The organism is Lysinibacillus fusiformis (assembly GCF_003049525.1).
GTDB classification, from domain to species: Bacteria; Bacillota; Bacilli; order Bacillales_A; family Planococcaceae; genus Lysinibacillus; species Lysinibacillus fusiformis.
Map to the genome: position 1 here is coordinate 688234 of NZ_PYWL01000001.1, position 16868 is coordinate 705101.

A 16868-nucleotide genomic window follows, 5' to 3' on the forward strand; every position below is an offset into this window, starting at 1 on the left:
GTCATGTCGTATGACCCGTGCCAGTGACTTCTTTATTTTGTTTCTACATAGATTGCTACTGGAAGATTGACACCACCAGCATGCATTAGTTCTAATTCAATCGTACCTGATGAACCTTTCATTTCGTAATCAGGCAACTCCACATATTCTTCTCCTACTCGTAAAGAAGGCACTAAATGGACCTTACCATTCACCTTAATTGCACCACTGTATAAGCCTCCGCGACCAGCAAGTTTCAGCTTAATCGTTTTTGTAGACCCAGTTGGATTTACAACAGGAATTGACACCTTGTAGTTCATACCGAAATGACCTGGATTTCCGACTGCTCCATTAATTTGTGAAAATGAATTTTCAGCTGTTTGTAAATGGTCAGTACGGCCATTCGAAATGTTATAGCCGACTTCTGGCGAATCTACTGTATAGGCTGGTAGCTCTGCTAGAATTGTAGCGCTTGGCCAAGCACCTCTTGGATGTTTCGCATACTCATCGATGGCAACCTGCTCCGATTGAATCGTTGTTAAATCACTATTGTCTTTTGTAAGCACTGTGCGAATCATATACTCTGGTTTTCCACCATTGACCGCTTGAATATCTAAATCATGTAAAAAACCAATAATATACTCATGGTGTAGATCGTATGTTTCAATGACCTTTGTTTCTCCTGGTGCAATGACAATTCCGCTACTTTCTGATTTTTTAAGCTTGTTATTTAAGGTAGCATCAGCAATTGTCAAACCAATATCATGCCCTACCCAGCTATTACCTGTCTTTTGATTAATACCTCTTGAATTTACAACTTTAATACTCTCTGTCGTAGATTTGTTTTGAACCGTAATCCCAATATTGACATCTGTGCCTAGTGTATTGTAATGCCAACCAAAGACACGATGCTTATTCGTTACTGCCGTTGAGTTCACGTCATATTGCGAAAGCGTCACATTGTTCTTTGGGACAAGCTTACGCGTTAACGTTTCAGGATTATCACTAATAAATAAATCACGATCTCCCTCTAAACGAGCAGAAGGTACAGCTGCTGGCGATGATGTAGAGCCATAAGATTTTTCAAGGAATGAACTTGTGTACATATAACGGTAAACGTAAATATACATTTCTTTTTTATCACTGATATAACGTAAATTTCCGCCTAACGCATTCACAAGAAACGTAATAGGCACATACATTTTTCCTTTTTGAATAAACGGTTTTTCTGTTAATGTTACCGTTTCGTTATTCACAAGAACCTCATTGCTATTATCTTTGAAAACAAAGCTCATCCCAGCAATTTGTAATTCATAGGAATTGTCTGGGAGCCATGCACCCGCAGAATCATCTAAATAATCATGGATATAGCTAGCAGGTAAATAAGATCTTGAATCCTTCATAATAATAGGATCTTTCATCACGATACGTTTGTTATTGATATGTAAAATATAAGGGTCTTCCTGAGGCGTTTCAGGCAGATCATCTGACATCGTAATATCTACCGATTGTGTTTCTGGGTCCCAATGGACATTACCATCAAAGTTTTCACTAACGAAACGCAGTGGCATATAAGTACGATCTTGATGCATGAACGGTGCGACATCCATCGCCACTTCTTGTCCATCTACTAAAGCCGTCATCGAATCAATCTTTAAATCCACAATCTTCCCATTACGAGTAGCTGACGCTGTCTGTGTTTCTTTATTCCAATCCACATTCGCACCAATCGCTTCATATAAAGCACGCATTGGCAATAATAAGAAATCCGATTTATTTAAAATAGGGTCATAGACACTAATCGTCTCTCCATTAATTGTAATCGAAACATTGTTTTTTATCTGAATTCCATTGTTACTAATTGCTGATGCAGATGCTTGTCCAGGTAAAATTGTAGCCAAAGCAACCGCTGATACAATACATGTATTCCTTAGTTTCTTAAACATGCTATTCTCCTTTTTTTACATTCAAAATTGTCTTTATCATCTTAACATGAAAAAACCCCAAAATGTGGGATTCTTATCGAAAAAAGTAGAATTCGGTACTAGAGTTCTAACCTCTCTCCTTCAAAAGCTTCATATGAAGTAAATGTTATTCCAAAATGCCAGTATATTTTCTTGCAAACTGTTTTCTTCCTTAATAGATCCTTATATATACCCTCCCCTGAAGCTAATTTTAAAGCAATAATGTAGCTGCTTTCTATGCAATTCATACCGATATATATAGATAGTATTTGATAGGTAACTAGATTGGCCGATATCATTAGAACAACTAGTAAACTATTTTATTAAGTAGACTCTTTTTATTTAAAAAAGTTACATAGCCTGGAGAAAATGGTGGATTATTCTCGTGTTTTGTATTAAAAAAAGCTTTATTCCTAGAATATGGAATAAAACTTAAAAGGGATGGACGATGACGATATAAGTAAAGCGTCCTCAGCAGAGAGTGCTTATAATAGTTATTGATTTCATTGAATGCCCGTTTTGACTTAAAACATAGAAAAATATATAGTATCATATGAATTATTTTAATTTCCATATCATTTCTACCCATTCCGGATGGTCGATAAATGGATTACGATTACCTTGGATTTCATAAATTCGATTGTTTCTTTGTCTTTCATAGTTATCTACTGGATCATCCTTGTGCCACTGCAATAAGACAGAAAGTTTGCCGTGGTAAGGTGCCGAGCCATTATTTACTTTATCATTTAATTCAAGATCAACTTTATCTCCTGGCTCATAACGCGTAGCCATGTAAAACAGCATTCGAGCAACATCACCTTTTACACGTTTCGGTGGTTCGAACGAATCGGAATCCCTCAGACAACCCGTACAACCAGTCACTGGACTTCCGCCATTATCGAAGTCTAAATTACCCCTAGAGCTATTAACCTGCACATCCGTTGGGCGTAAATGATGAATATCTGTTCCAGGTCCATTACTAGTTCCGAAATTACCATGGGATTTTGCCCAAGTATGCTCTCTATTCCAGTTCCCTACATTTCCGCCGCTATTTGTTTTGGAGCTAGATTTTCCAGAGTAAAATAAGATGACATTACTTGTATTATTTGGATCTTCATCTGTATATTTTATGGCGTTCCAAACTTCATTATAAGAAAGTACTTTTTGCTTCGAAATGATGTCATGAAGCGCACTTTTTAATGCCTGTCCATCTTTATTCAGTGCTCCAGCATAATAATCGTTGGCTGCAGATACTGTCACACTGAAATTTGTAGTCACACTTTTTTTGCCATCTGAAGCCGTCACCCCAACAATATGACTGCCCTCTGCTAAATTAAGCGTGAGGATATTTCCTTTTATAGAACCTTTTGTAGCCGTAAACGATAATTCATCACCATCTGGATCAGAGAAATGATCTGTTAATTGAATATTAATGACTTCTCCAACTGCTATCGCTTTGTTTGTAATAGGCTTTTTAATAGTAGGTTGCTTATTTTCAGACGGTAAAGAAGGATCCTCAATGGGATCCCCTTTTGAATTCGTAAATTTGATTTTCTCAGGAGCCGCACCATTTATAAACTTTATTGATGGGATATCAATTTTGTCAGCCCCTCTAATTTCTTTCACATTCGAACCGTCAATCGTTATAGATTTCATAGCATTACCTTTTAGATCAATAATTGCTCCTGCTTTATCAGGATTTATGATTACATCCGTTGTCTTAAATCCTTCACCATGTAATTCAGCATAGTTGCCTTTTAAGAAAATACCCTTTGTAATAACAGATTGAGCATCTAAATGTACTGCCACACTCGGTTTCGTAATCGTCAATTTATCGGTTTTAAAGTTCTTAAAATTATAGATTGTTTCAGGCTGTATTGGTTCAACACTTGAACCACTTTTCAAATCAATTTGAACCATGACTGGATCATGATCACTTGCGCGTCCTGCCATATCTGTAAAGTCTGCATTTATGTGCAAGATATCAATCTCAGTTTTATTGACTAAATTATTGGATACTAAAATATGGTCTAATACTTGTGAATTCCCTTGATACACATATGTGTAACGATCAGAGTCGTCTACTTTATTAATCATATTGGTCATTAATTGACCTTCATGAATTTTAAGAGCCTCTGCAAATTGATAGTCGTTAAAGTCACCTAAAGAGACAATATTTGCATCCTTATTGTTTGTTTTAATGTCTTTGACAAAATCATAAACAATTTGTGCAATTTTTTTGCGTTGTACCTCACTACCATTTTGAGGTGGCTGTATTGCACCAAACAATGGTGTTTCACCTGATTTTGAATTCCAATGGTTTGCGATGACTACTACATCTTCCCCTTGGAATTCAAATTGAGCAGCTAATGGTTTACGGCTACTATTAAACGCTGCATTTGTTGGATCAATACGTCCTGGATTCAATGTTAATTTTCCATCTTGATAGCCCACTGCTGTAGTAGCATTACCTGTTGGCAAGCCCTCCTTCAGCTTCACACGATCTGGGTTATAAAGGAAGCCCACGCGTATATTTGCGTTAGGTGCGCCACCATCCTGATTGTTAATTGGATCGATATTAACATACTGATAGTCGACGCCACCTGCTGCTTTAATAGCGTCAATTAATCTTTTATAGCTTTGATCTGCCTTCGAATCACCTACAGTTGCCCCGTTATTATCTTGTACCTCTGTTACACCAACAATATCTGGGCTTTCCATATCAATCCCGATAGCTCTTGCTAGTTTTCTCGCCTTATCGTCAGTTGTGGACGATTTATTATTGGAGAAATTTTCTAGATTGTATGAAGCAATCGTTAGTTTATCATCAGCTTTTACAATTTTTGTTTTCTCCGGTGATGTAGATCCTTTTTGATGAGCTGCTTTCATTTCATCTAATGGAACATAAATTTTAAAGTTTTGATAGGAATAACCGACAATGCCTGTAATAGGACCCTTAAAGGTATCACCTGTCGCTACTTCAAAATCACGTGCAGTGCCATTAGGTTCTAGACGAAATTGTATTCTATTTGGATTTGCATTACCCTCTTCAAACCGAACACCACCATGGAGAGTATTTGTTTGCTCATCTTTTAGTACCGTTACTAAATCACCATGCTCTTGTGGTGAAACAGCTTTTACATCCCCTACTTCAACACGCATACCTTCAATACTTTCCCAAAAATCAATGGCGTCGATGGTTGGGTTGAACGTTTGCAGATGATCGCTGTCAATGTTACTGAAAGACATTTTTAATGGATCGATTTTAATAGGTTCTGGTAAGGCAACACTAGTTTTTATAACATCTACTTTTCCACCCTGATCGTCCCGAACATTAATTTGTGTTGTTTTTAAATCTGTTTGCTGCCTATCATCGTATCCATCATAAGCATACTCACTTACTTGTCCTTTCACGGAAACTAAGTTACCGACGCTGAGTGGTAATTTCTTGTTTCCGCTATATAGAAGAATTCCCTCCGATGTATTCGGGTCATCATCTATCCATTCATCAGGAGTTTGAATTGTATAATAATTGTTTCCTCCTAATGCAAAGGAGTAGGTTACGATTCCCTCAATTCCTTCAACAGTTTTACCATTGAACGAAGAGGTATGACTAGCACCTTGAATATCATGAATTTGTAATTTATCAGTAAGCGTATATTCATACGTAGCCACTTCACTTAAAGTACCGTCTTTCGCTTTGACCACTGCTTTTAATATAGTAGTTTCAGTAATATCAATCGGTGCCTCATATTTTTGACTTTCAACAGTTGGATCAGAACCATCTACTGTGTAATAAATTTCCGCTTCTGCCGTAGTTGTAGTCAACGTAACGCTAGTTTTTCCAATAAATGTCCCGCTTCCAGGTGATGCGATAGCAGGTTTTAAAGTAGAGCTATCAGCGACGATATCCGCTTTTGATCTTGGAATCACTTGATAAGCTTTATCGAACTCTTGAACAATCCCCGTTATGGATTCATAGATAGTATCTTTAGTCAATCCAAGAGTATTTGTTTCATCACGCACAATAAAATTAGTACCATCACTTGCCGTAAAATTAGCAAAGCCTGGTTGTTGATTCACATCTGTTAGCGTTACATTCTTTACTGTTACTAACTGTGATTCATTCTCTTCACTCACTTGAGCACCTGTTACTAATTTGGGTATGGGTGCACCGGTATTTTCAACCTTTTCAATAATTGTAGCACTATCTAATTGTAATAACCCTCTATAGTCGGCTAATTTACCTGTAAGCGTTACTTCGTCCCCAACTGTCATAGCTAGACTAGTAGGTCGAACAGCGATACCACCGGTTTCATCTTGAACAGAGATTGTATTTTTCAAGGTCGCTGCTACTTTACCTTTAATCGTTACTGTTTCCCCAATACCTTTCGCTCTTGCCTCACCAATCGACAGAGTAACCGGTACTTCAGGGTCCGTTGGGTCGACTGGCCCTGGATTTTCGGGGTCAACATTTGTATCCATTGTATGCTGTCCTAGATTTGAAAAATCATTATTGGGGAATGTCGTCCATTCTGAACCTGAATTAAACGTGTCAGAGATATTCGTATCGCCAAAAAGGACTGAGCTTTTTCTTACTAATGTGACGTCCTTTGCAAAATCTGCTGAAGAGCCAACCTGTCCAATTGAGTCAATTATTTCCGAGGACTTCTTTAAGACGATTGGATCATTGCCATTAAAGTTGATAACAATCGAATTTTCAAGATTCCCTTTTGCTTTTATAGTAGCATCAGCATCTTTATGATAGACAACATACGTTGCTCCATTATCTAAAACACCTGATAGACTCATTGTTTTATCAGCGGCCTCTGCACCATTTGTATGAAGCTCTAATGTATAATTACTTAAATCCACCGGTGAGCCCGTACCATTGTAAATTTCAATTGCCTTATTAAATGAACTTCCCTCAATATACTCTGAAATAATTAAATCCTTTGCAAATGTTTCAGCTTTTACTGTAAGTGGTGCTACTGGTGCGACAACGCCTGCTACTAGTGTGGTTGCTAAAAAGACATTTACAGGTTTTTTCCAATTCTTCTTGGACATCAAGTCAATTCTCCTTTCAATTTTAGGAAGGTTTTTTGTAAAAATTAATAGCAAAGCCTCTACTCTCTGAATAGAAGGCTTTGCAAATCAACTTATAGAATTGTTTCTCCATTCACTGTGATTCCATCGAAATCCACTTTATCAACATCTATTTTGGAAAGATCTAGATTTCCTTCTACTTTTACATTTACAAATGATAATTCATTTATGACAGTACCTGTTATGATTAAATGACCCTTCACTACAGCATTTTCTAAGATTGAAATATTGTTAATATCAACTGTTACATTGCCTTCATATACTTTTGGGGTAGTAACTGTGCCGGAGAATTCAGTTTCAGCAATATTTTCGTCAGGTACTTGACTGTTGGAAACGTCTACAACTCTTCCCTCAACTTTTGGATTGACTGTGCCAAGAGACGTAATATGCTCAGCAAGGTTTTCCCAATCTGATAAACCTAAATCGGTCACACGGCCCTCTTCGTATGCTTTTTTGAAGACATCATAGCCATCTCCACCTTTAGCTGTAAACGCATTTGTAGCTATTGTATACGTGACATTATCCTGAATCTCTACATATTTCCCTTGTCCATCCATATATGAAACTTTAACAATTCGTTGACCTTTTGCTTTAGTTGAATCGAACTCAACCTTTGCACCTGAAACATGTAAGAAACCACCATTTTCAGCTGGGTATTGTCCAACACTCACTTCTAAAGCTTCTTTTAATTCTTTGCCAGTTAGGCTCATCGTCGCTAAAGTATTACCGAAAGGAAGTACCGTTATGACTTCACCCACTGTAATGGGCCCCTGATTAATACCAGCTCGAATACCCCCACCATTTTGAAGTGCCATAATGACATCATTGTTATACTGTTTAGCCTTCTTTAGCATTCCATCTGTAATTAAATTGCCTAACGGAGTTTCATTTTTTCGAACACTTGGTTTTGTATTATCTCCACCTGTTCGAGGATTATCTAAGGCAATAATTGCAGTTGCCCCAGTCTCTGTATTAGAAAGTTCTTCAACTTTATCTTTAAATGGTTTTAATGTTGCAAGCGCCTGCGCATCCTCTACATAATCAGCTACTTTTAACAAAGCCCCATTATGCGCAACGACAACCCCTTTGTTATTAAAGGTAACATCTAAAGTTCCTAAATAATCATTGTACTGATAGGCTTGAACAATCAATGTAGTAGCCTTTGCTTGTCCAGCAATATTTTTATCTACCACAACAGGTTTATCTAGCTGGGTATGACTATGCCCGCCTACAATCACATCAATTCCTTCAACAGATTTTGCTAAAATTTGATCATTATCATACGCTGGATTATCATCATAACCAATATGCGTTAAGGCAATAATTTTATTAACACCTTTATCTTCAAAGGCTTTGACTGCTTTTTTGGCTTCTGTAATATAATCTTCAAACGCAATACTGCCTGGAGACGATATATCTTTCGTTTCAGCCGTTGTTAATCCGAAAATACCTACTTTCTCTCCATTCATTTCTTTAATAATTCCATTGTAGATTTTTCCGTTTTGAGGCTCACTAGAAATAAGATCCGTAAATAAACCTGTGAACTTTGTGTCCTTTGAAAAATCAACGTTAGAAGAAACGAATGGGAATTGCGAGCCTTTAATGAAATCAACTAAAGCTTGATGTCCCTCAGGAGTAGCGCCTAAATCAAATTCATGATTCCCGAAAGTCATGACATCATACTTCATTAAATTCATAAACGCTAAATCAGCTTGTCCTTTAAATTCGTTAAAATATAAAGTTCCCGAGAAAACATCACCAGCATCTAATAGTAATGCGTTTGGTTTTTTAGCTCTAACCTCCTTCACAGCGGTTACCTTTCTAGCGATATTCGCTAGATTAGCATGCGTGTCGTTCGAATGCATTAACGACAAAGTGAACTGTTCATTGCCATTCCCACCTTATACCACATCTCTCTATCTGGGCTTTCGGTTTGGGCCTACACCGTACAGGCGACTTTCATCGCATACGGCGTGCCATCAATAGTCTAAATATTCAAAACTTATTTCCCCACTACAATATATATGTAAACATAGTAATGTTAATGCACTATTTTTATAGTATCTATAGTATGTAAATAAATTGTAATATTAGTAATGTAACAGCTATTATAGAAAATTTGATAAATTTTTAAAAAATATTATAAATAGGTTTACAGTTCCAACATGCTGCCGGCAAAATAGATTAATAAAAAGAAGAACCTCCTCAATGAAAGTAGTTTTGGGGGTTCTTCTTTGGATAGGGAATGTATGTAGTTTCTAAATAAACGTAAAAAGAGTCACACAGGAAAGTGATAGAAAAAAGAAAAGGAGCCCCCGAAGGTAAGTCCTTTCTGATGAATTGCTCTACTGAAAAAGAAAGTAAGCAAAAATAGGTTTATTCTTTTAGTGTGAAAAAGGTGTATAAACAATACAAATTAACCCTCAATAACGCTCTCAAATGAATGTTTGGAAACACACTTAAAAACCACAAAATGAAGTTTAGTTATTCCATTAAAGGGCGCGATTTTGGAGCAACACAGGTAGAAATAATCAAACTTATAAAACCTAACTTTAAACTGCTAAAGAAGAATCCCTTTTGATCAATCTTTTTTCAAAAGGGATTCTTCTTATTTAACGCAAAATAAAGGATTGCAAGGCATTTTTGTTCAAATTATATTTCAAAGCAACACACTTTCTTTACAGAGCTTCAAATATAAACTTCTCGATTGAATATTGATAAACACCCTATTAGTCATTTGATAAGATGTTTATTATAGTCAATCCACTTTTCCATTTCCCTCTCAACAGCTCTATTTTGCCATTCAAACCAAATCCCAGAACATTCACTACAATGACTGTCTACCCCGTTCTTTCTATGCATATCTCTATAAGTAAATATAGTTTTTTTACGGCAACTGTAGCAAAAGATTTCTTTTTCTTTATAAAATTCCATATTTAACCTACCTAATGATTTTTACTTATTCATCTCCTTTTTTCATTAAAGTTATTCAAACATTAAATACTTAGAAATTAAACTTTTAAGAGTTTGCTACTGCTTATTTATTGCTTTTTTAAGAGAGGGTTTGTATTAGAAATCAGATTACATTGGTTAAGAAATATAATAAACATACATGGAATCTCTCTATACTAACTAGAATGAGCATTCTTCTATCCAAAGTTTACTTTCTTACATTGAGTAAATACAAAATAAAAAAAGAGACAATCATATAATATGATTGTCTCTGAATTTAACTTTTAAGAGAAACAAATTTTAGGGAAATAAGTTTCTTATAGATCTACCACTGACTGGGTTTCTTCGCTCCTGCTAGTTTTCTCCTTCTCCTATGTTACCATACAAGTCCAAACGGCTAGCAATCTACACTACTACAAACCCGCTGCCATCTTATTAGCCTCACTGGTGCTGACACACCTCTTCTAACAAGACTTCAAACGTTCCACTACTTCCATCCCTTATTTTGATTTCCTTAGGTTTCCACTATCCAGGAATAAGAACGACCGGTTTAACAGTCAATTCTTCGATCGCCACTATAGCATTGCATCTATAGGGATGTACAGTGAGCTCCTAGCTTTATTTCGCACCATACATTAGCTTACCCTGCCTACATGGATTCGTCTGCCTAACCATAGAAATCTTTTAAAGAACCCCGCCCCGGTACCACCGGATACGACTTCACCTGACTTCATCCCTTTTGTGTCATTCAGCACAGCACTGGATGCAGGAGGATTAGGTACTTGTAAGTTGACTGTTCTACAAGAACAGGACTTTCACCTGTTAATTGGGAGTAATAGTTAGAAAGAAAACCCCATATTTATTGCTAATGCAAGACATGGGGGTTTTCAGTTCCACTCATTTCACTGAAAGAATCAGTTTATAGAGTAACGTTTCGTTTAGTTTTATTAAGGAGCAACTGTAACGGCTACAGTTTTAACAGCTGTTTTACCAGAAACAGTATGAGTAACTGTATAAGTTAATGTTGCAGTACCAGCCGCAACAACTTTACCGTCAGCTGCAATAACTGCTGGAGCACTTGATGCTGTAAGAGCATAAGTATAGCCTGCTTGATTATCTACAACAACTGTTGTACCTGCATCAGCTGCAGCATACGAAGCTGAAACTGTTAATGTAACACCATTTACTAAGTTTTGCTCTTTAGTTTGAAGATCTGCTTCATTTGTTACTAAAGCTTTTTGAGCAGCTGTTAAAGCGTTATAAGCTGTTCTAGCAGCTTCAATTTTAGCTTGTGTATCAGCAGCCGTAATTTGAGCCACTACAGCTGGAGCTGCACCATCTTTATCTAATTCTACAGTTGTCGCATCAATGTTTGCAATTGTATTAAGAGCAACATCTTTAACGAAACGAGCATCTTTTACAGAAACTGTAGCAGAAACTAATGGTTTATTCAAAGTTAAGATAATTGATTTAGCATCTCCAGGTGCTGATGCTACATTAGTTACTGTAACTTTATTATCTTCATCTAAATTATCAACTACTACGAAATCAGATTCTGCACCAACTGCTGTAACTGCTTCGTTGAATGTAATTTTGATTTGATTGTCTTTATCAGCTACTTTTACTACTTCTTTAACTGTCGCTTTGATTTTGTCAGCGATATCTTGTGATTCAGCAGTAATTTTTTTGCCTAATACATCAACAGTAGAAGGAGATGCTTTAACAGTAAGTTTACGTAGAGCTGCTGGGTTAGCGCCATTTAGTACATCTTCAGGTAAATCAGTTTTTAATGTGAAAGTTACTGTTTTACCATCTGTAGAAATTTCAGAGTGAGCAATTTCAGAACCCTCTACAGTGAAATCACCTTGAACTAGTGATTGAATTGGGTTAGTGAACTTCACTTCAACTTTATCTTTTGCAGTTGCTTTAACTGTATCGATTTTAGTATCAGTTTGAGCTGTAACAGCTACTTCTTTAGAGTAACCATTTAAATGGTTACCAGCTAAATCTTTAACTAGTGCTACTTTAACTTTGAAGTTCGCACCTTCTGCTGGAAGAACATCATTGAAGTTAAGGATTACACCTTTTGCATCTTGAGTTACATTAAATGATGCAATTGTTAATGTTTTACCATCTGGTTTAGTAACAGTGTATTTCTCAGTATCAACGATTGAACCGTCTCCACTTGTAGCCATTGCTTCGCTAAATGCAACATAAAGTTGTTTATCGTTTAAACGAGTAACAGATGTTAATTCTGGAGCTGTTACGTCTTTAACTGATAAAGTTGTAGTGTATGGAAGCATTACATTTTTCAATGTAGTGTTATCACTTACACCTGTTACACTTAATGTGTAATCAGAGTTATCTTTTAAATTACCAAGTAAAGTAATTGTTACTTCTTTGTCTTTTGAAACATCAACAGTACTAGAAATTGCTTGTACTTTGCCGTCTTTATCTTTAATCACGTAGTTAGCAACTTTTTTAGCTGTATCTGTGTCTAGTGATTTTGTAAATTTAATAGTAATTTTTTTGTTGTTTGAATCTTTAACAAAAGTAGAACTAATTACTTCTGGGCGAGTTTGATCGATTACAGGCGTTACTTGAACTTTTGTATCTTTATCAATTACGTTGCCAGAGAAGTCTTTTACGTTAGTTACAAATAAATCAGTTGTGTAAACCAGTTTATTGTCACCTACGAATGTAAATTCAAATGTATCATCTTTAAGTTGTTTTACAGAAGAAGCTTGTTTTTTAGCTCCACCTTGCATCCAGTAAACGTTAGAAGCAAATACTTGTTCAACTGGCTCAGAGAATTTAAGTACTACTTTTTCGAATGAAGCACTTACTACTGAAGCTACAGTTGGAGCAGTTTTGTCTTCAACAACATTGAATTTAGTGTCAGCTTGAACTGTTTTAAAGTTGTTGTAATCTTCAGTACCTTCAGTAGTTAGAGTGTGTTCTCCATCTGTTAAAGCAGAAGATAATTTAATAATTACAGTGTTTAAGTTCGTTTGAATAGAACCTACAACAACTTTACCATCAATTTTGAATTGTGAAGTTTGAGCTGGTTTCACTGGCTCACTGAAGTGTACACGAATTGTTTTGTTACCTAAAGCGTCTACTTTAGCTACAGTTGGCACTGTGTTGTCAAGAGGCTTGAATTTTAAATCTTTAGCATTGATAACTTTATCGCCAGCTTTAATGTTGTTTACAGCTAATTTGTATTCAGCTTGGTTTTCAAGTTTGTCAACAATATTTAAAGTTACAGAACGACCATCTTCTTCAACAGTTACTGAATCAACTGCAGGAGAATTAGTACCTGTAAGAGAGTAGTTACCTGCTTCAGCAGCTGTAGCTGGATCAACTTTACCGTCGAACTCTACTACTACTTGTTTAAGGTTAGTTGCAGATACAGATTTAACTGCAGTAGCTGTAGTTACAACATAAGTAACTTTAGCTTTGTATTCAACATCCTTAATTTTGAAAGTAACTTCTGTTTCTTTGTTAGGCTCTAAAGCTTTTTCTAAAGTAACAGTTTCTTTAGTACCGTCAGATAAAGTAACGTTTAAAGTTTTAGCGTCAACTACTTCGATTTTGTCAACTTTTGGAGTAGCATCTACGTTTTCAATAGTACGTGAGAATACCACTGCGAAGTCTTGGCGAGTAATTGGAGCATTTGGGTTTAAGTTTGTTTTACCATTTGCTTCAGAACCTTTGATAACGCCGTTTGCAACTGCGATTTCTAGGTAAGATTTAGCCCATGGTTTAACAGTAGAAGCGTCAGCGAATTCGCTTAGATCGCCTTCACCCTCTAATTCGAAAGCATCTACTAAAATTTTAGCAGCTTCAGAACGAGTTAATTGTTTGTTTGGTGCGAATTCAGTAGCACTTACACCTTCAAAAATTCCGTTTTCTACAGTTGCTGCGATAGCATCGTAGTACCAAGCATCAGCTTTAACGTCTTTGAAGTTTACATCACCTTCTGCTTCTAATTCTAGAGCATTAGTGAAGATTGTAGCAGCTTCCGCACGTGAGATAGTTTTAAGTGGGTTGAAGTTGCCGTTAGCATCCCCTTGGATTACACCAGCGTCTACTAAAGATTGTACTGCTTCTTTAGCGTAGCCAGAGATTTTGTTGAAGTCGTTTAATTGTGCAGCAGATGCTACAGGTACGATTGCTGATGCAACTAATGCAGCTGTTGCTGATGCCGCGAAGAACTTACGGCCTTTGTTTTGCTTTGCCATTAATTTATTCCTCCCTAATATTCCTAAAAATTGATATTATTCCGATGAAAACTATAGTATCACCATAATTAGTTGCCTAAATTTATGTATTATAGCTTTCTCGAATAATTCAAAACTAAAGCAAATTTTCTTAGTAAAGTTACTAGAAAAGAGTAGTAGAATACCATTCTAGTAAGCTTATTCACTTTCTACAATAATATAACATTATCTTTTCCGAAATTCAAGCATTGGGACATAAATTTAGATATAGAAGATTTTTTTACCATGGTATTTACTAGACGGCTATTTTCTTCCAACTAATTTTACCCTCAATTGTATTGGTAACATATAGTTCCATTTCCTATTATACCTGACTCTCCATAATAACCAAGCATTTTCTGGAATGGTTACTAAATTGTCAAAAATTAAAGATTCCCGTAATATTTTAGTTATATTTGTAAAGAAACAGAAACATAGGTAGAGTTTTTTAGCGAATTCCACCTCTTTCCTTCTCTTTTTAAGAGTTTCTTCATTATTAAATGCTAGCTAACTCTATCTGTCCCTATGTTGTAATAATAGATTACCTTTTTTTGTGTTACACTTTTGGTAGTTTGATAGAACAATTATCAGCTATTGAAGGGAGCTTGAAACATGAAACGAAAATTTCCTCTTTACGGGGCAGTGCTTGCAGGAATGCTCTATCTTGCGCCTACTACCGCTTCAGCAGAAGATATTTCGAAGCACTGGGCCTATCATGAAATGAACTATCTTATTACGAACGATTTAATGAAGGGTGACGAGTTTGGCAATTATCGTCCAAACGATGCTGTTACTCGAGCTGAATTCGCAGCATTTCTAGTCAGAACGCTTAACTTGCCAGCTGCTTCTAGTCAAGCAACCTTCTCAGATGTAAAGAAAGGCGACTGGTACTACGGAGTAATCGAGCAAGCGAGCTATCATGGTCTGATTAAAGGTGACGAGCAGGGTAAATTCAACCCGAACGCACATATTAATCGTCAGGAAATGGCGGCTATGTTAAAAAGAGCTCTCAATTATCAAAACATCCTTACATCTTCCTCCCCTATTAACTTTAGTGACAATGCTCGTATCGCCAAATGGGCCTATGCTGATGTACAAGCTGTCGTATCATCAGGGCTACTTGTAGGGAAGCCAAGTAATCAATTTGCACCGCTTGCACAAACAACTCGTGCTGAAGCAGCGACCGTTCTCTATCGTTTAATTCATTTAGAAGCACCAGAAACTGGTGGAAAGGAATATATAACGACGAATTACTCATCTGACTATTCCTCGGTGGTTAATAAACAAACTGCCAATAATCCAAAGGTCGACGGTGCTGGCATTTTTACTGCTAGCGACGCACTAGTGTCATACTATGTACACCCAAAGAGCGTTATGCAGGAAAGCCCATCTTTTTATCAATTTTTAAAATTATCCACTGTGGTCAATAATCTGAATGCCAAGGAACTAAATGACAAGGTACTTGCTAATAAAGGAAGCTTAGCAGGTATGGCTGATGCCTTTATTAAGGCGGGTGTCGATAACAATGTAAATGCTATCTATTTGGTATCACATGCTTTACATGAAACAGCTAATGGTGCCTCTGCGCTTATGAATGGAATTGAGGTAGGCTTAGATACGGGTGGAAAGCCAGTGATGGTCACTCCTGAAAATAGAGACAATTTAACCGCTATTAAGAAAACGTATAATGCTTATGGTATTGGTGCTATTGATGCAGATGCTAATAAATTTGGTGCTGAGCGTGCTTATACAAATGGGTGGTTTACCGTGCAGGATGCAATTATCGGTGGAGCTCAATTTGTCAAGGATCAGTATATTAGTAAAGGACAAGACACGTTATATAAAATGCGCTGGAACCCTGATAATCCAACCGTCCATCAATATGCTACACATGTAATGTGGGCAGTTATTCAGGCGAAAAAGATTTATGATATTTATGAATTAGTTGGTGCACATACGACAACGAATTTAGTGTTTGATGTTCCTGCTTATCAGGGTCAGCCTTCCGCTCCATCTTTACCAAGCCCTACGAAGCAATATGCTTTAGATTCCTATATAGCTGGGGCAATCGGAAAGGCTACTACTAATCTGAATATGAGAACGTATCCAAATACTGCAGATGCTGCATCCATTATGACGAATTTACCTAAAGATACATCCTTCAAAGTACTTGGAGAAAATGGTGGTTGGTTCAAAATAAGTGTAAATGGACAAGAGGGCTGGGTGTTTGATGATTATGTTCAGCTAGAAAATGGTTTACAGATTGTTAACATGAACATCACGCTCAATGTTCGAAGCGAACCGTCAACAACAGCTGCTATACTAGGTACAGTTAAACCAAACGGCTTTATTATTGGTGCAGTAGATGATAAAGGCGAATTCATAAAGAATGGTGCCTGGTATCAGGTTATCTATAATGGCAAAACCGGCTGGGTGCACGGCGATTATATTGTAAAAAAATGATTTTCTACGATCATCTAAAAAAGAGTGCGATATTGTTTCGCACTCTTTTTGTTGTCTTCATTGCAATAATATAAAACACTATATAATAGAAGAAACTCAAATCGCCCTTTTAGGATCAACACCTTTTCCTCCTAAAAATCAG

4 protein-coding genes and 1 pseudogene are annotated in these 16868 nt (G+C 36.6%); 1 reads left to right on the forward strand and 4 read right to left on the reverse strand.

Features of this window, described 5'->3' with window-relative positions:
• Positions 1 to 32: 32 nt before the first annotated feature.
• The 4 genes and pseudogenes from C9J29_RS03295 to C9J29_RS03315 form a co-directional block, all read right to left on the reverse strand.
• Positions 33 to 1925: a stalk domain-containing protein gene (locus tag C9J29_RS03295; protein ID WP_107921608.1), complete on the reverse strand. Its 1893-nt coding sequence runs from the start codon at positions 1923 to 1925 to the stop codon at positions 33 to 35.
• 576 nt (positions 1926 to 2501) lie between these two features.
• Positions 2502 to 7010 carry an endonuclease gene (locus C9J29_RS03300; protein WP_107921609.1) on the reverse strand — a complete coding sequence of 1503 codons (4509 nt, stop codon included), beginning with the start codon at positions 7008 to 7010 and terminating at the stop codon, positions 2502 to 2504.
• 92 nt (positions 7011 to 7102) lie between these two features.
• Positions 7103 to 8935 (reverse strand): annotated as a pseudogene (locus tag C9J29_RS03305) (bifunctional metallophosphatase/5'-nucleotidase); the annotation flags it as partial.
• 2013 nt (positions 8936 to 10948) lie between these two features.
• Positions 10949 to 14245, reverse strand: a complete 3297-nt coding sequence (locus C9J29_RS03315; RefSeq protein ID WP_107921612.1) for an S-layer homology domain-containing protein — start codon at positions 14243 to 14245, stop codon at positions 10949 to 10951.
• Between the two features lie 630 nt (positions 14246 to 14875).
• Here C9J29_RS03315 and C9J29_RS03320 point away from each other — a divergent pair.
• Entirely contained in the window at positions 14876 to 16726 is a 1851-nt protein-coding gene (locus C9J29_RS03320; RefSeq protein ID WP_089986963.1) for an S-layer homology domain-containing protein, read from the forward strand.
• Positions 16727 to 16868: the final 142 nt, after the last annotated feature.